Annotated in this window: 14 protein-coding genes; 7 read left to right on the top strand and 7 right to left on the bottom strand. The window is 46.8% G+C overall.

Going from position 1 to position 19595, the window contains the following annotated elements:
* Positions 1-372: 372 nt before the first annotated feature.
* From QUA36_RS19190 to purL, 4 genes are all read right to left on the bottom strand, one after another.
* The gene (locus QUA36_RS19190; RefSeq protein ID WP_333167644.1) at positions 373-1458 is read right to left on the bottom strand and encodes a DUF3474 domain-containing protein; all 1086 of its coding nucleotides are present in this window, start codon (positions 1456-1458) and stop codon (positions 373-375) included.
* Positions 1459-2063: 605 nt separating this feature from the next.
* Entirely contained in the window at positions 2064-3530 is a 1467-nt protein-coding gene (gene purF, locus QUA36_RS19185) for an amidophosphoribosyltransferase (protein WP_333167646.1), read from the bottom strand.
* 477 nt (positions 3531-4007) lie between these two features.
* Entirely contained in the window at positions 4008-6044 is a 2037-nt protein-coding gene (locus QUA36_RS19180; protein WP_333458742.1) for a bifunctional serine/threonine-protein kinase/formylglycine-generating enzyme family protein, read from the bottom strand.
* Between the two features lie 218 nt (positions 6045-6262).
* The gene (gene purL, locus QUA36_RS19175) at positions 6263-8824 is read right to left on the bottom strand and encodes a phosphoribosylformylglycinamidine synthase subunit PurL (RefSeq protein WP_333458741.1); all 2562 of its coding nucleotides are present in this window, start codon (positions 8822-8824) and stop codon (positions 6263-6265) included.
* Between the two features lie 135 nt (positions 8825-8959).
* Between purL and QUA36_RS19170 the strand changes: the two genes are divergently transcribed.
* From QUA36_RS19170 to QUA36_RS19160, 3 genes are all read left to right on the top strand, one after another.
* On the top strand, positions 8960-9565 hold the full coding sequence (locus QUA36_RS19170; protein WP_333167659.1) for a pentapeptide repeat-containing protein: 606 nt from the start codon (positions 8960-8962) through the stop codon (positions 9563-9565).
* A 42-nt stretch (positions 9566-9607) separates the two neighbouring features.
* On the top strand, positions 9608-10765 hold the full coding sequence (locus tag QUA36_RS19165) for a flagellar assembly protein H (protein ID WP_333455553.1): 1158 nt from the start codon (positions 9608-9610) through the stop codon (positions 10763-10765).
* Positions 10766-10834: 69 nt separating this feature from the next.
* Positions 10835-12589: a DUF3352 domain-containing protein gene (locus QUA36_RS19160; RefSeq protein WP_333458740.1), complete on the top strand. Its 1755-nt coding sequence runs from the start codon at positions 10835-10837 to the stop codon at positions 12587-12589.
* Between the two features lie 137 nt (positions 12590-12726).
* Here the strand turns inward: QUA36_RS19160 and mrdA are convergent, their stop codons facing one another.
* Positions 12727-14553 carry a penicillin-binding protein 2 gene (gene mrdA, locus QUA36_RS19155; RefSeq protein ID WP_333167666.1) on the bottom strand — a complete coding sequence of 609 codons (1827 nt, stop codon included), beginning with the start codon at positions 14551-14553 and terminating at the stop codon, positions 12727-12729.
* A 548-nt stretch (positions 14554-15101) separates the two neighbouring features.
* Between mrdA and QUA36_RS19150 the strand changes: the two genes are divergently transcribed.
* Positions 15102-15584: a hypothetical protein gene (locus tag QUA36_RS19150; RefSeq protein ID WP_333167668.1), complete on the top strand. Its 483-nt coding sequence runs from the start codon at positions 15102-15104 to the stop codon at positions 15582-15584.
* 178 nt (positions 15585-15762) lie between these two features.
* On the top strand, positions 15763-16569 hold the full coding sequence (cysE, locus tag QUA36_RS19145) for a serine O-acetyltransferase (RefSeq protein ID WP_333167670.1): 807 nt from the start codon (positions 15763-15765) through the stop codon (positions 16567-16569).
* Between the two features lie 98 nt (positions 16570-16667).
* Here the strand turns inward: cysE and QUA36_RS19140 are convergent, their stop codons facing one another.
* On the bottom strand, positions 16668-17249 hold the full coding sequence (locus tag QUA36_RS19140) for an Npun_F5749 family FMN-dependent PPOX-type flavoprotein (RefSeq protein WP_333458739.1): 582 nt from the start codon (positions 17247-17249) through the stop codon (positions 16668-16670).
* A gap of 76 nt (positions 17250-17325) precedes the next feature.
* On the opposite strand from QUA36_RS19140, the gene QUA36_RS19135 reads away from it, so the two are divergent.
* Together QUA36_RS19135 and QUA36_RS19130 are read left to right on the top strand one after the other, a co-directional pair.
* Positions 17326-18444: a tocopherol cyclase family protein gene (locus QUA36_RS19135; protein ID WP_333052451.1), complete on the top strand. Its 1119-nt coding sequence runs from the start codon at positions 17326-17328 to the stop codon at positions 18442-18444.
* A 96-nt stretch (positions 18445-18540) separates the two neighbouring features.
* A complete protein-coding gene (locus tag QUA36_RS19130; protein ID WP_333052448.1) occupies positions 18541-19041 on the top strand; it encodes a plastocyanin/azurin family copper-binding protein in 501 nt (166 codons plus the stop codon).
* Between the two features lie 70 nt (positions 19042-19111).
* Here the strand turns inward: QUA36_RS19130 and clpS are convergent, their stop codons facing one another.
* Positions 19112-19405 (bottom strand): ATP-dependent Clp protease adapter ClpS, encoded by a 294-nt coding sequence (gene clpS, locus QUA36_RS19125; RefSeq protein WP_172185659.1) that lies wholly within the window; start codon positions 19403-19405, stop codon positions 19112-19114.
* Positions 19406-19595: the final 190 nt, after the last annotated feature.

Below are 19595 nucleotides of genomic sequence, written 5' to 3'. Positions count from 1 at the left end.
TAATAGATAGTCTAGATGGAAGCTCATAACGGTAAATGTATTAGTAGGTACATTTTACACCACAAACTCAGGAGAGCTATAAAAATGGTATTAGTTTATGTTTCCGACAATAAGTCCACCCTGCTTACCAAGGGGAGGGTTGGGGTGGGGTAAAAAATTTACGACAGATTTAGGATTGCTATAGGCGAGCGTGTAACGATTTGGCTCCCAATCTTTTTTCCCATAATTCTGCTGCATCTTTACCCCCTCTGGGTTTGGGGTGGCTTGTCACCCCTCCAGGTGTGGAACATCTGATGGAACACGCGCAAAAATAATGAAAAACCCGGTTTCTTTAAGAAGCCGAGTTTTTACGTATTCTATTGTTTATTTAAACTACTTAACTTCAGCCGATCGCCGACTGTTAGGTGATTCGTAGTAAACTCCAGAACCTGTATCGGAGACAAAATGACAATCCCCGTAAGAGCGAATAAAGCTCTTCCAAATTGGCTCGGTTGACTTGCGATAATAATCGCCCAACACTGGTTTAATTGCTTCCGTTGCCTCCTTCAAGTGATAGTGCGGCATGGTTGAGAAAATGTGGTGGGCTACGTGGGTGCCGATATCGTGATGGATGGAATTGATGATTCCGTAGTCGCGATCGATCGTAGACAATGCACCTTTCAAGAAAGACCAATCTTTACCGCGATACCAAGGAATATCGGCTTCGGTGTGGTGCAGGAATGTTACCAAATCCAGCCACATCACAAACACTACATAGGGAACCAAGTAGAACTTGAGTAAAAACAGCCAACCAAACTGATAGGTTAGGGCGCCTAAAAAGCCTACCATCAGTACCAAGGATGCGGAACTCGTCAACACATCCCATTTTTCGGACGGACGGAAAATCGGGCTACCGGGCATGAAGTGAGAACCTACCCGATCGGGCGATCGGCGAAATAGATAAATTGGGTAGGCAAATAACATCAAATAAAAGCGTCCCAGCTTTTCGTACCAAGGCATTTGATTGTATTTGCTCTCCGATACCGGATACCAGCTTTCATCGTTATCTAAGCTGCCTGTATTTGCGTGGTGGGTTCTGTGACTAATCCGCCAACCGTGGAAGGGCACAAGAATTGGAGCGTGGGAGAGGTGTCCGATCAGGTTGTTGAGCCATTTGCTCTTAGAAAAGGAACCGTGTCCGCAGTCGTGGCCGACTACAAACAATGCCCAAAACATGGTTCCCTGCATCAACCAAAAGATTGGGTAAAAGAGCCAGGAATCGACGGTGTAGGCGATCGCATACAAACCTGCGATAATTCCAAGATCTAAAAAGAAATAAGCCAGAGATTTCCATGCCGAGGGTTCAAAACAGTGGGCTGGAATGGCTGCCTTGATATCAGCAAGAGTAAAAGGTAACTCTGTTGTATGAGAGGATGAGCCTGGATTGCTCGCGGGATTGAGAACAGTATTTGATTGCACGAAGTTTCCGATTTAAGCTGACTTGAGAAACCGCATTCCGCCTTCTTTTAACAGTCACTTTCGGCTCGCAAGGAGCCATATTTTTTACTCTGCAAGGGTTTCTAAAGTTCTTTAGTTCGCATGAACCGCCCATCCGCAATTCTCAAGCAAGCAAGTTGGCTTGTGGAATACTTGTGTGGCAAAAATTAGTGCGATCGACCCTGTTATCTGAAAAAATCTCATGTGCCCGTTGTTGGTGCGAAATGCGACTTCAATCTGAGAGTGGACATCTGGAGGAACTACCTCCAGTCTGCAGGTAGCATACAGCGTTTCGAGCATAAATTGTGAACGAGAGTGTAGGGAAAAACCATCGATTTTAGATTGGCGATTTTAGATTCAAGCACAAATCTCAAATCTGTAATCTCCAATCTCCAATCGAAGTGTTGGGTTTCACGCAAGTTCTACCCAAGCGACTGTTCACTACAGTTCACCAATTCTGCAAGAATTGCTAAAGCTAAGTTAATGTAACATTTCTACACACATTCTGGCAATGACTTACCAGAAAAACTTGAAAATCCATAAATTGCGGAAAGTGACGGGCGATCGCTTTCTCGCTTTTTGATTTTCTAGGTTCCAGCTTTTTCTAATATGAGCTTAGACCGTTTTACCACTTCTGGAACGTCGATCGGATAATCACCAGTGAAACAGGCCGAACAAAAACTCATCGGGTCTTCGTTAGTCGCCTTCAGCATTCCATCCCAACTCAAGAAAGCCAAGGAATCAACCCCAATTTGGGCGCCGATTTCTGCGACTGACTTAGTAGCAGCAATCAACTGATCTTGATTGTCGGTGTCGATCCCGTAGAAACAAGGATGTGTCACCGGTGGCGAGGAAATTCTCATGTGAACGGCTGTTGCACCCGCATCCCGCAAGGCTTTGACAATTTTGCGACTGGTAGTACCGCGCACGATCGAATCATCGATAATAATTACTCGCTTTCCTTCCAAGACATCTTTGAGAGGGTTGAGTTTCATACGGATTCCTGACTCCCGCATTGTCTGAGTCGGTTGAATAAAAGTGCGTCCCACGTAGCGGTTTTTAATCAATCCTTCGGCGTAAGGAATGCCGGAAGCTTGAGAAAAGCCGATCGCCGCCGGGATTCCAGAATCGGGAACGCCGATGACTATATCAGCATCAGCCGGAGATTCTGCTGCCAACAAACGCCCGATCCGCAGTCGGTAGCTGTATAAACTTTCACCTTCCATTTGGCTGTCGGGTCGAGCAAAATAGATCATTTCAAAGATGCAAAGTTTGCGCTTTTGTTGCTGACTCCAGTGGAAGGAAGCCATACCTTCCTCTGTAATCCAAACTAATTCCCCCGGTTCTACGTCCCGCAAAAATTCAGCACCGATAATATCCAAGCCGCAAGTTTCCGATGCTAAAACGTATCGTACCGGAGTTGTGGGGAGGATGCCAATTACCAGCGGTCGGACGCCATGCGGGTCCCGGACTCCCATCACGCCTTTGGGGGTGGCGATCGTCAAACTAAAGGCTCCTTGGCACATAGCAAAGGCGCTGATCGCTGCTTCCAGCCAGTCTTTGCCCTTGTCTACTTCGGAACCGATCGCCACTGCGATCGCCTCTGAATCCGTGGTGCTGACAAATTCGCACTTCCGAGACAGCAATTCTTCCCGCAATTCTTTGGTATTGACAAGATTTCCGTTATGTGCTAACGCGAGACTTCCCAAACGGGTTTGGACAACAACAGGTTGAGCGTTGACAACCCGCGACGAGCCGGTAGTAGAGTAGCGAGTGTGGCCTACGGCTAAGTTACCCGGCAAGTGACCTAAACTCGATTCGTTAAAGACTTGGGAAACCAGTCCCATATCTTTGTGCAGGTGGACTGTTTCACCGTCAAAGGTGGCAATTCCTGCTGATTCCTGACCGCGGTGCTGCAACGCATACAAACCGAAGTACGTCAACTTGGCTACATCTTCACCCGGTGCGTAGATACCAAAAACGCCGCAAGCTTCCTCGGGCTTGTCGGGTTTACTAGAATGCTCGTCAGCCGCGAAGGAATGGTTGGGAATCATAGATGGGTGGGTTCCTAATGGGGAAGGTGGGTTAGGGGGACAGTTTCAGCGGGAAATCTTGTTTGCGAAAGCGTCGCATAACTTAACATTCCCTTAATCTTGCCACGGATCTGTCATTATTTCCAACTCGTGTAGCATTTCAGACAGAAGCTATGCGGCGTTTAATGGCATTGTAGTATCGATCGCCCCCAAATCCTATATTAACCTTGATTAACTGCGGGCGAGGGAATCGGCGATTGAAAAATACTGTTGGCGAATTCGCCAAGGGTGTTACCCCTCACATCACGAATGCAGCATTTGGGTTCGCTATTGGTAGTTAATAGCTATATGGTTAATTAAATATTTAGTCTAGAGCCACTATTTTTAGAGGTGAGGGGTGCAACCATTTTTAAATTCGCCAACAGTCTCTTTCAACCGCCGAGTCTTAAAAGAAGATGCCTCGCGGGAGACTTACTGTACAGAAGCGAAAACCGGAAACTACGCGGAAACCAAAGCCACACGAAAACCGATGTCTGAGTAACCATCGCCCGCCAAATTGCTAAGACGATACGCACTGCGACAATTCACCGCAGTGTCCTTCCAGGAACCGCCACACCGCAGCCGGCGATCGCTTCGATCGTTGTCGGGATGACTGCACCATTCCCAAACATTTCCGTGCATATCATAAAGTCCAAAAGCATTGGGTGAAAAATTCCCGACATCAGTTGTTTGTTTGCGGTAAAGTCCCTTCGATGCCCCAGCGTAGGGATTATTGCCATTATAATTAACTAAATCCGGGGTAATTGTTTCACCAAAATAGAAAGGTGTTTTAGTTCCGGCGCGGCAAGCATATTCCCATTCCGCTTCTGAAGGTAAGCGATAACTCTTGCCTGTTTTTTTAGAAAGCCGCTTGCAGAATTCCACAGCGTCATTCCAGCTTACTTTTTCGACAGGAAGTTTCGCACCTTTGAACTCAGAAGGGTTATTTCCCATCACCGCTTGGTATTGTTCTTGAGTTATCTCATATTTACCCATAAAAAAAGCAGGGATATTCACTGTACGCTGCGGCCCTTCATAGCTACTTCGTCCTGCTTCAGTATCGGGGGAACCCATCACGAAACTGCCCCCAGGAATTGCTACCATGTCTAGAGTAATACCATTCCCCATATTTTCTATAAAAGCCTGTGCTTTTCCTTGACGGCGGTTGGCTATTTGCCCCGTTGAGTTGACTGTCACTGTTTCAAAAGTAAAGCTTTTTAAAGCATTGGAAGATGGCTGAGGTTTTGGAGTTTCTGGTGCGGGTTTTGGAGATGGTTTTGGCGATGGTTTTGGCGATGGACTTTCTGCTACAGATTGTGGAGATGGTTTTGGCGATGAACTTTTGGCTGTAGTTTTTGGAGATGATTTTTGAGCTGATGATTTAGGAGATGGCTGTTCATTGTTGGATGAAGGTGGAAGATTTGGTGAAGATGAAGAAGATTTGTTGTTCAACAAACTTTGACCCAGCACAGCTAATGCAAATCCTCCCCCAGTAAAACCCGCTAATTGCAAGAAACCTCGCCGGGTTGTGTTAGTTCGTAACGGCAAAGAGTGCTGTGGAATCACAGGAATTGTGGGAATTGGTGTCGGTGCGGGAGATTGTATTGACTGACGTTGAAAATCTCTTAAAACTTCCTCGGCTGATTGATAGCGCTGCTGCATATCTTTTGCCAACAACTTAGATAAAATCAATTCCAATCCCTTGTCTATGGGAGTTTTCAAATGTTGCTGCCAATTTCCAGTCCAGCTATAACCATGTTCCGTCCACAAACCATAAGGATGTACCCCCGTCAGTAGATGAAAAGCCGTCGCCCCCAAGCTAAACAAATCGCTGGCTGCATAAGCTTCACCCCCTTGCATTTGTTCAAGCGGTGCATAACCATGCGAACCAATTTGCGTTCCCTGTCGCGATATCACTGTTCCAGACAACTGTTTGGAAACTCCGAAATCAATCAGCATTAACAAACCGTCGCTGCGACGGCGCATAATATTCTCAGGCTTGATATCTCGATGAATAATTTTTTGTTCGTGAATAAAGTTGAGAACAGGTAAAAGTTCGAGTAATAGTTGCTTAACTTGGCTTTCTTGCAAAATTCCCTGATTTTGGAAAAGCGTCAACAAATTCTCCCCATCAACAAACTGCTGTACGAGATACAAATATTTGTTGTCTTCAAAGTAGGCATCAAGGGAGGGAATTTGGGGATGTTGTCCTAGCTGTTGCAGTTGTCTAGCTTCTAGCTGAAATAATTCTACCGCTTTGTTAATCGCCCAAGTTCCCTGGACATCGGGTGCTAATTGTTTAACGACACAGCGTTGATTTAGTCTATCAATATCTTCTGCTAAATAGGTTCTGCCGAAGCCACCTTGACCGAGGAGTTTGATCATGCGGAAACGATTTCGCAGGATGGGTACGAGTTGAATACCGCAACTAATGCAATATGTTTGTCCGTCCGGGTTTTGAGGATTTGGGCAGTCGGGATTGATACAGCAAATCATTTATTTTAGGAATGATATTGTTTATATTATATAGTGTCTAAGAACCCCGACTTCTGTTATAGGTTTTTCTAAGAATCGTGAATTTTGTAAGAAGTTGGGGTTATTGCGCGTGTTTTAAACCCGGAGATCCCCCCTAGCCCCCCTTAAGAAGGGGGGGACAAGAACACTCAAAGTCCCCCTTCTTAAGGGGGATTTAGGGGGATCGAAACTTCACGTTGTCAGACAGATGCAATCCGACGCTCGATCGCATTATAGAACCGATCGCCCATCTCACCCATCGCCACCTCAATTAACACTTGATTGTCAGCAGTCACAACCCGCAAAGGTGATTCAGCACAGCAAACTAAACCAATTTTATGCCACATTTTGGTCAAATGTTCTTGCAGGTAAGCCTCCCAAATCTCTTGATTTTTCGGTGCGACTGAAACTACAATGCAGTTGCCCATTTCACCAAACAAAATTTCATCCCAGCGGCTGACATTTGCCGAATTGAAACTGAGATGAATTTCCGCACCCATTTTAGCAGAAATACATGATTCCGCGAGGGCGATCGCAATTCCACCTTCCGCACAATCATGGGCAGAACCTACCCAACCTTGCCGAATTCCATCGCGACAAACCGATTGCACTTTTCTTTCTAACTCAAAATCTATCCTTGGCGGTTTCCCAGCGACAATCCCGTGAATTGCCGCTAAATATTCCGAACCTCCCAAAGTAGGAGAAGTTTCGATTTTTGAGCTTTCCGATGGAAGTTCTGGGTTTTGGGATGATTCACCAATTCCCAGCACATAAATTAAATCACCTTTCTTTAGCCAAGCTTGGCCAGAAATCTTCTTCAAATCGGGAATTAACCCCACCATTCCGATTACCGGAGTCGGATAAATTGGTTGAGGATTCCCCTCAGCATCAACCGTTTCGTTGTAAAGAGAAACATTGCCGCCAGTCACAGGCGTCCCCAACTCCCGACAAGCATCAGCAATTCCGCGACAAGCTGAGGCTAACTGCCAATATCCGATCGGCTTTTCGGGACTGCCAAAATTCAAATTATCAGTAACTGCCAGAGGTTCAGCACCCACACAACTTAAATTTCTCGCTGCTTCCGCTACGACTGCTTTTGCACCTTCATAAGGATCGAGATAAACATAACGAGAATTGCAATCAACCGTTGCAGCAACTCCAGGAATAGCCCCCTGCGGCGCTTCCTTCTTACTAAGGGGGGGAGAAAGTTTGGGAGTTTCCCTACCTTGTGCCTTTGTAAATAGAGGAATTACCTCTTCTTCCTGTTTGCTTTCGGAAGCTAGAGAAACAGCATTTTCTCTCTGTAGATCCCCCTTAGCAAGGGGGTGTACTTCTAACCCGTTAGCAAGGGAAGAGTGGCAGGGTTCTAGCGGACGCAATCTGACAACCGCAGCATCTGCACCACCAGGTAAAACAACAGTATTGTTTTGCACTTGATGGTCGTATTGGCGATAAACCCAGCGTTTAGAAGCGATGGTGGGAGTATCTAAAAGCGTCAGCAAAATCTGGTTCCAAGTTTGGAAATTGCCGTTAATTTCGATACCTTTAACTGTGGATTGTGGCAGCGAATCCGCCGTCCATTCCCATGCTTTTTTAGCATATTCGGGCGGCTCTGTCAACAGTTCTCGGTGATAAATTGGGGTGTTATCTGCCAAAGCAGTTGCGGTAATTTCGGCCGCGATTTCGCCTTTAAAGAGAATTCGGACGATCGGCTCTTCAATGACTGTCCCCGCTACTACCGCGTGCAATCCCCATCTGTGGAAAATATCGATTAATTCCTGTTCCCGTCCTTTTTGGGCAACAAACAACATCCGTTCTTGAGATTCCGAAAGCAGGTATTCGTAGGGAACCATACCGCTTTCTCGAACGGGAACTTTGTCTAAATCGAATTCAATGCCTACCCCGCCTTTGGCTGCCATTTCTGATGTCGAACAGGTGATTCCTGCCGCACCCATGTCTTGGGCGGCGACGACTGCGCCGGTTTTGAATGCTTCTAAACAAGCTTCAATTAAGGATTTTTCTAAAAATGGATCTCCTACTTGGACTGCGGGGCGATCGTCCATTGATTTGTCGGTCAATTCTGCACTGGCAAAACTTGCTCCTCCCATGCCATCTCGCCCAGTAGTTGAACCGACGTAAAGTACGGGATTTCCGATTCCAGAAGCGCCGGATTTGACGATTTCTTGAGTTTCCATTAAACCCAAGGCCATGACGTTAACTAATGGGTTGCCGGAATAAGCAGGATCGAAGTAAACTTCGCCGCCAACTGTGGGCACGCCGATGCAATTTCCATAATGGGAAATTCCCGATACTACGCCTTTGAACAATCTCTGAGTTTTAGCATCGTCTAAGTTGCCGAAACGCAGGGAATTCAAAAGTGCGATCGGGCGTGCACCCATTGTGAAGATATCGCGGAGAATTCCGCCGACACCGGTTGCCGCACCTTGGAAGGGTTCAACTGCTGACGGGTGGTTGTGGGATTCAATTTTGAAGGCGAGTTGCAAGCCGTCTCCCAAGTCTACGACGCCGGCATTTTCTCCGGGCCCGACGAGAATTCGATCGCCCTCTGTGGGAAACTGTTTTAATAGTGGCCGCGAATTTTTGTAACAGCAGTGTTCGCTCCACATGACGCCGAACATTCCCAATTCAGCTTTATTGGGATGGCGACCTAGACGCTGAACGATTTCTTCATATTCTTCTGGTTTGAGTCTTTCAGCGGCAATTTGTTCCGGGGAAAATGGGGCTTCGGAGATGGGAGACATGGAAACTCGTTATAAACCACAGGCTTTATTTTAAATGCCCTGTGGTTGCTTAATCTAAAATCTATAATCTAAAATCTATAATCCCAGCCCTTTGGTTGGTTAATCTAAAATCTAAAATCTAAAATCTAAAATCGAATGACTCAACCTCAAAATCTCAATTTTGCTAACCAAAACTTGCGGAACCGTTCTTTTAAAGGGCTTGACTTATCTGGGGCGAATTTCAGCGGTTGCGACATTCGAGGCTGCAATTTCACCGGGGCGATTTTGAGAGGGGCAAATTTTCAGGGTGTCAGAACCGGACAAAGCCGCAGACGGGTGAGAAATTTGATTGCTAGGGCTGGGGTAACGGCGGTGACAGTGACGGCGGCTGGGGCTTTGACTGGACTGATAGCCGGGGCGGATGCGGGGGCTGTGGCTGTGGCTGGAACCGCTGCGACGGCGATTGCTGCGACTCGGTGCGAGGCTGGGATTGTGGCGGGGGCTGTGGCTGGGGCTGCTGCTGCGATCGGGGCTAGCGGTATTGTGACATTTTTGGGCGGAGATACTATTCGGGGAATTGTCTTATTTTTGGTTTCTGGGGTAATTCTTGGGTTAACTGCGATCGGCTTTTTTATCGCTGTTGAACAAATAGAAAAATTATCGATAACGTCGTTTAGAAAGGCTGATTTAACTGATGCTGTATTCGATCCGGGGGCGGTTCTAGATGCCGATTTTTCCGACGCGCGAGGAGTGCGGTGGTAGACAACCTGCTTCTAAAATCTACAATCTAAAATCTAAAATCGGATGACTAAGTTTCCCCACGATCAGTTTGCAAAAGAATACCTGCAAGAGTTATTGTCGCCTCTTGGAGAAGTAGAAACGAGCAAAAATGTCACTGCTGAAGTTAGAGAAATTGATGTGTGGTTTCAACCAAATTCTTTTGATGGCGAATATGTCCAAAGTTTGGGTTTGTTAGGTAAAATGGCTGCAACTGCGGCGATAATTGAACCGTTTCGCAATCCTGTGACTGCTGAGGGAATTTTTAGCTGTGTCGTTAAGTTATTAAATAGTAGGGCAGAACTGGGGCGGCGCGCTAATCGACAAGATCAACGTTTTGAGGAAAGACAATTACCGATGTTGTGGATTCTCACTCCTACTGCTTCGGAGGCTTTATTAAGCAGTTTTGGTTTTCGGACTCCTGAAGAGTCGGAGGGCTGGGGGAGAGGAGTTTATTTTTTATCGGAGGTTTGGAGAGTTGGCTTAATCGCTATTCACCAGCTACCGAGGACTCCAGAGACTATGTGGTTGCGGATGTTGGGTAGGGGCCGGGTGCAGCAAGGGGCGATCGCGGAATTAACTGCATTTCCCATTGATGCTTCAATTCGAGCTAATGCGCTACAATTACTTTACATCTTGCAGGAAAATTTGCAAGCGAATACACCAACTAATCCCACAATGGATGATGAAGATCAGGAGTTAGTTATGGCGATCGTACCCCTTTTTCAACAAAAGTTACAAGAAGCACGAGAACAAGGTCTTGTACAAGGTATTGTAAAAGGTCTTGAGCAAGGAAGAGAACAAGGTCTTGAGCAAGGAAGAGAACAAGGACAGCGGTTAATTTTAGAGAGTTTCTTGCAGGTCAGATTTGGGGAGTTAGACCCGCTAACTGTCACCTTTTTGCGCCCGGTATCAGCTCTACCTACTGCCGAGTTTACTATGTTGTTAGTCCAATTATCTATGCTGCCGATCGCCCAGACAGATCGCCAACAAGTCCAAAATTTGCTAGCCGAAAGTGTTTTGAAAAACCGCTTCAGCGAATCAGGACAATTGGAAGAACGCCCGATTAGTCTTATCCCCGATTTGCTCGGTTTATCCCCAGAAAACTTATCATTACTGTTGTCAGAATTGCCTCAATTATCCCTAGAAAATCTGATAGCTAGATTGCCAGATCGATCGACTTAAAAACTAACAATGTGGCGATCACCTCTGCTTTTGAAACAAGTCGGGGTTCTGGGTGTATAATCAGAGACTGTGGTAATTTGTCATTTGCCGATGAAGTTGCGATCGTTCTTTTCTTTCCTCATTGCTGGCGTCTTGGCACTCTTAGCCTTGAGTGCCGGTGGTTTTTACTGGCTGACAACTCAAACTCCTCTGAATTTGCTCGCTGGCGGGCCGACAACTACTCCGGCTGCGGCTGTGTTTGTCTCGAAACAAGCACCTTTGTTAGCTTCAATGCTGGTAAATCCCGATCGCCTCGAAGCATTGCGACAAGTTTTTGCCACTCCCGAAGAAAGAAGTCGATCGCACGTAGAATTTGAGCAAATCAAAAAAAGTTTCCTCGCCAGTACAGGCCTCGATTACAGTAGAGATATCCAACCTTGGATAGGTGACGAAATTACCCTCGCCGTGACAACGCCAGATTTCGATGGCGACAGCAGCAACGGCAAACAAACGGGGTTTTTGCTGGCGGTTTCCTCCCAAAAAGTCGATCGCAGCCAAAAATTTCTAGACTCCTACTGGCGCACACAATCTCGTGCGGATAAAACAGTTCATTCGGAACTATATAAAGGCGTAAAAATTAATTATAAAGAAGCACAAATAACCAAGAAAAAATCGGCTTCGAGTTCACCTTTTAACCCGTTTAATCTGCCGAAATCAAAGTTGCCAGCCAGCTTCGCAACAGCAGCCATCGGCGGTAATTTAACTTCTGGGAATAACCAAAGTTTTGTTTTGTTTGCCAATAGCCCGATTGTGATTCGAGATGCAATTAATAACGTTGAATCAGCAAACCTAAATCTCAACAACACCCCGGAATATCAAAAAGCTTTGCAGCAGCTAACTCAAGGCAGAATCGCTTTAGCATTTGTCAATCTACCGCAATCAGCAACTGAGCAAAATCCCGAAGTTTCTCTTAATTCCCTCGCAGTTGCTGTCGGAGTCAACCGACGGGGATTGCTGGCTCAAACTGCTTTAGTGACATCGCGAGAAAACACAGCTTCTCCAACACTCTCCGAACCAGTGCAAGCCTTGCAATACATTCCCTCAGCCAGTCCTTTCGCGATCGCCAGCACCGATTTAAGGAATTTTTGGGCTGATTTGTCATCTGCGGTGTCAGCTAACGCTGAAGTCTCAAATTTAGTCGATCGCACCCTGGCAGATATTCAGCAAGTTTGGGGCGTCAACCTGCCGAAGGATATATTTGATTGGGTACAAGGAGAATACGCTTTAGCAGTGCTTCCGAATTCGTCAAACAGTGCGGACTGGATTTTTGCCACCGAAAAATCTGCTGATTCGCAAAAGGCGATCGACAAACTAGATGAAATTGCCCGCAGCAAAGAATACAGCATCGGCAGCTTCACTCTCAGAAATCAGAAAATTACCGCTTGGACGCAGTTGACAACGAGCCCCAATTATGGGATGGAAAATAATAGAAAAAGTGCGATCGAAACCGAGGCAAAAGGAGTCCGAGCCAGCGTCGGCAAATACGAAATTTTCACCACTTCAGTAGAAGCAATGGACGCAGCACTAGAAGCAGCAGAAACAGGCTCTTTAGTTGCCAATCAAGATTTTCAAACCAGCATTGAACCGCTACCGCCATCTAACGACGGCTATTTTTATTTAGACTGGCCCTCCAGCAGGCCAATTTGGGAAAAACAAATCCCGCTGTTGAGGTTAATTGAACTTTCGGCAAGACCATTGTTCGATCACTTGCGATCGCTCACTGTCACCAGTACGGGAGAAATAACAGGAATTCGCAAAGCTACTATATTTATGCGACTGAATTAGTCAGAAGGAAGTTCGGCAACGGATTCTGTAACGGATGTAACGGATGTCAGGAAGAAGGAAGGAAGAAGGAAGAAGGAAGAAGCAAGAAACTATGCCCAATTCCCAATGCCCAATTCCCAATGCCCCATTCCCAATAACTAAGGACTAATAACTACTGGCTGCTTCACCTTTTTCGGTTGCCCAAAATAAGCTTGAAATACCTCTTTGGCGATCGGGGCTGCGGCAACAGAACCATAACCGCCATTTTCCACAACTACGGCGATCGCAATTTCCGGCTTGTCAGCGGGCCCGAAGGCGACATACAAAGAGTGATCCTCCTGTCCGATGACCTCCGAAGTCCCTGTTTTGCCAGCCGTCAGTGGAATCGTACCGTCATTCAATCCCTGTCCCGTACCCTCGGCAACCACCGCGATCAGTCCTTCCTTAACCACCTGAATTGTTGAAGGTTTCATCCCCGTATGTACCCGTTTAGTCTCCGCTGTGCCGGTCATAGAAGTCAAAAGATGGGGCTTGACCCGATAGCCGCCGTTAGCGATCGAACTCACCATCACCGCCGCCTCCAAAGGAGTCACCAACACCAACCCCTGCCCGATCGACATCGTTACCGTATCACCCGCATACCAAGGTTCTTTATAAATTTTCTCCTTCTCCTCCGGCGTCGGGATTTGACCGTGAGCTCCGCCACCTAGCCCCAAAAGATTCAAATCCGTATCCTTGCCAATTCCTAAGCGGTGTCCCCACTTAGAAATTTGCTCCGGCCCGGTACTAATCCCCACTTGATAAAAAAACGTATTGCTGCTGAAAGCCAAAGCCTCCCGAAAGCCGATGTCGCCGTAACCGCCGCTGTGTTCGTTAAAATCAATTCCCCCCACAGTAATGTAAGACGAAGTACCGAGAATTGAGTCCGGCGAAAATTTGCCCGACTCCAGGCCCGCGACGGAAGTCACAATTTTAAAAGTGCTACCGGGGGGATAGCCTTGCATTGCCCGATTCAAAAAAGGATTTTCCGGATCTTGAAGAGTTTCCCACTCATCCTTAGTGATTTTTCGCGTAAACAGATTGGGGTCAAAAGTCGGGTGGCTGGCCATAACTAATACCGCCCCGGTTTTGACATCCACCGCCACTACGGCTCCCCGGCGGTGTCCCAAGGCTTTTTCGGCTGCTTTTTGCATTTCTAAGTCTATGGTTAGCTGCACCGCCTCACCGGGTTTGGGCGGTGTCTCTCCCATCAGTCGCAATTCTTGATTTTGGGCATTTACCTCGATCAGCCGATCGCCCCAAACTCCGGCAATCTTCTTGTTAGAGCTCGCTTCTATGCCCATTTGACCGACAATCATCCCCATCGGATATTCAGGATGATCTTCCAAGTCTGCTGCGGTAGCTTCGCCAATATATCCGATAACGTGAGCCGCCAAACTGCCTTCGGGATAGTAGCGGTTCGCTTCTGGCCGCACTTCCACTCCCCGCATTTGTCCCACCTCTTCTGCTAGTGGCACAAACACCTCTGGCGGCATTGCTTGCTTGAGCCGCACCGGTCTGTAGGATTGAGGATCGACCTCTTTTAATTTTTTTAAAATTTCTTTTGCCGGAATCTTAACCAGCGGACTCAACTTTTCTGCTGTCACTTTCCACTCTTCCGGCGTTTGTTCTTTCGGCCACAAATATACCGATCGAGCTAAATTGTTTGCCGCTAGTAAGTTGCCTTTGCGATCGACAATGTGTCCACGATTCGCCGGCATCGGCACTAGGCGAACGCGATTATTTTCGGCTCGTTCCCGGTTTTGCTTCCCTTGTATCAGTTGCAATTCCACCAGCCGACTAGCGTGCAGGCCTAGCAAACCTGTTGCCACCAGCATTAACACGATCGCCCGGTGTATCGGACGCTCCTGTCTCTTAGGAGTTTCCGCCAGGCTTTTGTCAGGAGAGTGAAATGCTGAGATCGAATAAACTTGTCGTTGCATCATTCTATAGGTAGATGTCAAATCCTAGATTTTAGATTCTTGAATTGTCAATTGTGAAGTATACATCATCAAACCGGGGACAATCGGGCCTTGACTCTTGGGGGAAGTGGAATAATTGATCATTAACTTTTGACTAATCACTAATAACTCATGACTGCTGACTAATCCCCCAAGCACCAAGAAATAGCCAGAAAAATCACGGTCAGGCTCAGCCAATTAGGGAGATGGAGCCAGCCGGATAGGCCTATAGGTAACAATACCAAGGTCTGTGTCAATAGGGAACCGAGCGCCAACAGCAAGACTAGGAGTATCAAATTTATCATCTTGACACCGTACAATTTCGGATATAAGTCGATCGCCTGTGGCAGAAATCCGAGTGGCACAAGCGAGCGCGATCTTACAGGGATTGTCCTGATAGACATAAGAAAGAGAAGCCAGGAGGTTTTGAACTAATTTAAAAAAAATTATTCTTCCTCCACAGTTTGGATTCTAGGGGCTGCGATGGGTAAATTCTGAGTTGTGGTTTTAAGTTGTGACCGAGGAGTATTGCCATGTTGTTTAATCAGCGAGCCAATTTCAAAAACGGTGCGCTCTTGGCTGCGATCGCCGCGATCGCCGCCCTACCAGTTTTAGCAGAAACAGCCAATTTCGGCACTTTAACTTTATCGCGAGGTTTTGCAGCCCCAACAGCAGTTTTGAGAGGTTCCACAGGCGGATCGTACTCTCTATCTGTCATAGCCAACGCCGATCGCCACAAAAACAAATGTTTGGGTTTTGCCACCCCAACTCCCGACCACATCATAGTCTTGCAACAAAACTTTTCAAAACTCACACTCCAAGTCAACAGCGAAGGAAAGGACACGACCTTACTCGTACAAGGCCCCGGTAATGCGGTGCTCTGCGGAGACGATATAGGTCAGAATAAAGATGCTGCCATACTTGATTCAGACTGGCAAGCAGGCTCTTACAGGATTTGGGTAGGTACTGTCGAACCCGGAGTCAAGTCTAACTATACAATCTCAGTACAGGAATAGAAAACAGCGGCGTTGTTGGATGGAGAAAATAAAATAATCAAATTCTCCCCCATCTCGCACTCTCCCACAGTTCCCTTCCGTAATATCCCCCAATCTCCCGATCGACCGCTCACTTCCCCCATCCAGTAAAATGTAAAATCGAAAGTGGCGTGTTTAACCAAAATAGGTAACTCCGAAAGTGCTAAAGACTCTTAGAGCTGACTTCAGTATAATTTTCGATCGCGACCCTGCCGCTCGCAACTGGCTGGAAGTTTTGTTTTGCTACCCCGGTCTTCAGGCCCTAGTGCTGCACCGCCTCGCACACTGGCTTTATGTGTTGGGACTTCCCTTCATCCCCCGCTTGATTTCCCACATTGCTCGCTTTTTGACCGGAATAGAAATCCACCCAGGGGCAACCATCGGCAAAAGCGTATTCATCGACCACGGTATGGGGGTTGTGATCGGCGAAACAGCGATTATCGGCGATTTTGCCCTAATTTATCAAGGTGTCACCCTTGGCGGTACTGGCAAACAAAGCGGCAAGCGTCACCCTACCGTCGGCGAAAACGTAGTTGTAGGTGCCGGCGCCAAGGTACTCGGCAATCTGCAAATTGGCAACAACGTCCGCATCGGCGCCGGTTCCGTCGTGCTCCGCGATGTACCATCTGACTGTACAGTGGTAGGGATTCCCGGCCGCATCGTCTATAGATCCGGAGTGCGCGTCAATCCCCTAGAACACGGCAGTTTGCCGGATTCGGAAGCTGCGGTAATTCGCTCTTTGCTCGATCGTATCGAATCCCTCGAACAGCAAGTAAAAAGTTTGCTTCCTCAAGAATCTGTCTCCTTAACTTCTGTTCCCAATTCCCACAATTTCCACTCAGTATCAGAAGCTTTAAACCAAGCCAGCAATGTAGCTTTAGCCGAAAAAACACAGCTAGTTACAACCCCTAGCTGCAAGTTAAAAGATAAAGCAATTCAAGAATTTTTCGACGGCAGCGGCATCTAAAAATAGTTTTGAGTGTTGAGTTTTTCATTGGGAATTTTTCAACTTAATACTTTCCTACTGACAACAGTCAACAGTCAACAGTCAACAGTCAACTGACTTCAAGGATTAACCGATCGCACAGACCAATTTCCCTCATCGTCGCGCCGATAAAGCGATCGGTTCTGCGGTTCCCCCCGCAACTCCAAGAAGTCCACCGTTTCCGGTTCCAACAACAGCAAGCAAAAATTAGGCAGTGGCTCGATCGCATCTGGGGAAGCAGAATCAAAAGCACTAGCCTCGGCTTTGTCATCCCCCGGATGAGGCCAAGCAAACTGCGATCTAGCCGCCTCAGAAAGCTCCTGCCAAGTTGTGCACCGCGATGAACACAACTGGGCATCTGGATAATCTGCCCCTACCAAAACTAGCTTTCCAGCAATCCGAAATTGTTCGCGAGTTTTCGGGAAATACCAGCAAATTTCCCCCCAAGGATAGAGATTAATCTCCTCAGCCTTTTCACTGCGAATATCTGTAATAAACTTTAACTGATTAGTATCTGCTAAAAAGCCTCGAAACACCACAGTGCGGTTAGCCGGACGCCCGGTAGCCCGAACAGTTGCTAGTTGCAAGTAACGGGCAAAAGCAAGACTGCGGTTGCGGTGGAGGGCACGAGCTAAGGGCGATCGCCAAAGTGCTAGAGACATAAAGGAAGGAAGAAGGAAGAAGGAAGAAGGAAGAAACAGTTATCCGTGAATTCCCTGTCATGCTATTGGTAATTCTATGTCAAATTCACTCTCAAAACTCAAAACTCTTGAAACTCCCCACAGTGGCTACCACTGGGACGGTAGTTCACGCCGCTTTTTTGAAGGCTGGTACTACCGAATAACATTACCGATTCACGGACAATCCTTTGCATTCATGTATTCCATCGAAGACCCCAGAGGCGGTCAACCTTACAGTGGCGGTGCAGCTCAGATTCTCGGTCCGAAAGATAGCTATTTGTGTCGCACCTTTCCAGATGTAAATAAGTTTTGGGCGCACAGAGAAAGCTTAGGTTTCGGACATTGGGGCAAAACAGATTTACAAATTAAACCCCAATATTTAGAGCCGGCAGTATTCGACAGCAGCGTCGAAGAAGGCTATCAAGCTACTGCTACTTTAAATCAAGGTTATTTGCACGATCCGGGAAGCGGCAGCCACTGTTTTTGGCAGTACGAAATTCAACCTATCTATGGCTGGGGAAACTCTGAAGAAATCCAGAAATCTACCGCAGGAATGCTATCTTTACTGCCCGTTTTTGAGCCTGGATGGCAAATTTTAATGGCTCACGGTTTAGCCACGGGCTGGATCGATTGGAATGGCGATCGCTACGAATTTAAAGATGCTCCCGCTTACAGCGAAAAAAACTGGGGCGGTGCTTTTCCGCAAAAGTGGTTTTGGATTAATTGCAATTGTTTTCAAGGCGAAAATGATTTAGCTTTAACCGCAGGTGGTGGCAAGCGGGGCGTGCTGTGGTGGATGGAATCGGTAGCAATGATTGGTCTGCATTACCGAGGCAAATTTTACGAATTTGTGCCTTGGAATTCGCAAGTTAGTTGGACTATTGAACCTTGGGGAAGCTGGAAAATGCAGGCTAGAAACAGTCAGTTTGAAGTTGAGTTGATTGGCACTACAAACATTCCTGGTAGTTATGTGCGAACTCCTACCGAAAAAGGCATGGCTTTTTGCTGCCGGGATACGACGCACGGTGAATTGCGCTTGCAACTGCGAGAGTTGTTGGGGGGAAATGTGGAAAAAAATGGCAAGCAGCGTTCTAGAATTATCTTAGAGGCTCAAAGCTCTTTATCGGGTTTGGAAGTTGGGGGCGGGCCTTGGGATGAAGTTTGGCGATCGAATTAAGTCATTAGTCAGTAGTCAGTTGTCAGTTGTCAGTTGTCAGTTGTCAGTTGTCATTAGTCATTAGTCAGTTAATAGTTAACAGTAGTCAGAACAGCCATGATCAATTTACTCGGTTGGCAATTAGGCAAATTCTACCGCAGCCAGGGGTTACAAAAAACTTTCAAGGTGATTTTGGGACTAATTTTATGTTTGAGCACAATCTTGATGCCAGCGACAATTGCTAGTGCTGCCGGTGATTTGTCTCGCCAACCTGTCACCGAAATTACTGTTAGTTTAGGTAACGAAGCTGGGGAACTCAAATTCTTTCCCAATCTGCTAGAATTTGAATCGGGCAAGCGCTATAAATTAGTGCTAAAAAATCCCAGTTCGCAGAAACATTATTTTACTGCTAAAAACTTTGCTGATGCGAGTTGGACTCAAAAAGTTGAAGCTGGGAAAGTGGAAATTAAAGGAGCGATTCACGAACTAGAACTTAAACCGGGCGCTATGGCAGAATGGGTGTTTGTGCCGATGAAATCGGGAACCTACAACCTGCGCTGTACGGTAGCCGGACATACAGAGGCGGGGATGATTGGCAAAATCACGATCGCCTCTTAAATCCCAATCTGCGTTCAATTTCAGATTAATTAGCGAAAAACGATCGAACTTTCGGCCCTCTAGACACTTTTCAAGTAGACTCTAGCGGAGCCATTGTCAGTCCAGCACGGCTCAATTGCATATGATAAAGTTCTGCTTGCTCTTGCGGGCCAACCCACACGGTGGCTTGGCCTTCGTGGTGGATTTGGTTGGCGAGTTTCCAAGCTCGATCGCTCGTCATCCCTGGAATGTATTTCGTCAAACATTCCACAACGTGCTGAAATGTGTTGAAATCGTCGTTGAGGACTATTACCCGATAGTTGGGATAAGGTTTGCGGGTAACTTGACTCGATCGAACGGGTGCTATGGTTGGTGAAGAGGTCATCGCGCGAACAGCCACTAAAACTACAAAATTCGTAAAAAAGTTACCTCTAAAATTATAACACAATTTCATATTTTTTCAACCCCTACTTGGTATTTTGATCCGCTTCGGGGTTTATTTTCACCACCGGGCCCTGCGTTAGATTTCTCCAGAAACTGTGGGGAGTAGGAGTTAGGTATCCTGCCCCCCATTG

Source organism: Microcoleus sp. Pol10D4 (genome assembly GCF_036701555.1).
Taxonomy (GTDB): domain Bacteria; phylum Cyanobacteriota; class Cyanobacteriia; order Cyanobacteriales; family Microcoleaceae; genus Microcoleus.
This window is presented reverse-complemented; position numbering and strand designations above follow the sequence as displayed.

Excerpts from the sequence above, each read along its gene's own strand:
- purL (WP_333458741.1), bottom strand. The coding sequence starts at position 8,824 with ATGTCTCCCATCTCCGAAGCCCCATTTTCCCCGGAACAAATTGCCGCT.
- QUA36_RS19165 (WP_333455553.1), top strand. The coding sequence starts at position 9,608 with ATGACTAAGTTTCCCCACGATCAGTTTGCAAAAGAATACCTGCAAGAG.
- QUA36_RS19170 (WP_333167659.1), top strand. The coding sequence starts at position 8,960 with ATGACTCAACCTCAAAATCTCAATTTTGCTAACCAAAACTTGCGGAAC.
- mrdA (WP_333167666.1), bottom strand. The coding sequence starts at position 14,553 with ATGATGCAACGACAAGTTTATTCGATCTCAGCATTTCACTCTCCTGAC.
- QUA36_RS19150 (WP_333167668.1), top strand. The coding sequence starts at position 15,102 with ATGTTGTTTAATCAGCGAGCCAATTTCAAAAACGGTGCGCTCTTGGCT.
- QUA36_RS19140 (WP_333458739.1), bottom strand. The coding sequence starts at position 17,249 with ATGTCTCTAGCACTTTGGCGATCGCCCTTAGCTCGTGCCCTCCACCGC.
- QUA36_RS19135 (WP_333052451.1), top strand. The coding sequence starts at position 17,326 with ATGTCAAATTCACTCTCAAAACTCAAAACTCTTGAAACTCCCCACAGT.
- clpS (WP_172185659.1), bottom strand. The coding sequence starts at position 19,405 with ATGACCTCTTCACCAACCATAGCACCCGTTCGATCGAGTCAAGTTACC.
- QUA36_RS19130 (WP_333052448.1), top strand. The coding sequence starts at position 18,541 with ATGATCAATTTACTCGGTTGGCAATTAGGCAAATTCTACCGCAGCCAG.
- QUA36_RS19180 (WP_333458742.1), bottom strand. The coding sequence starts at position 6,044 with ATGATTTGCTGTATCAATCCCGACTGCCCAAATCCTCAAAACCCGGAC.
- purF (WP_333167646.1), bottom strand. The coding sequence starts at position 3,530 with ATGATTCCCAACCATTCCTTCGCGGCTGACGAGCATTCTAGTAAACCC.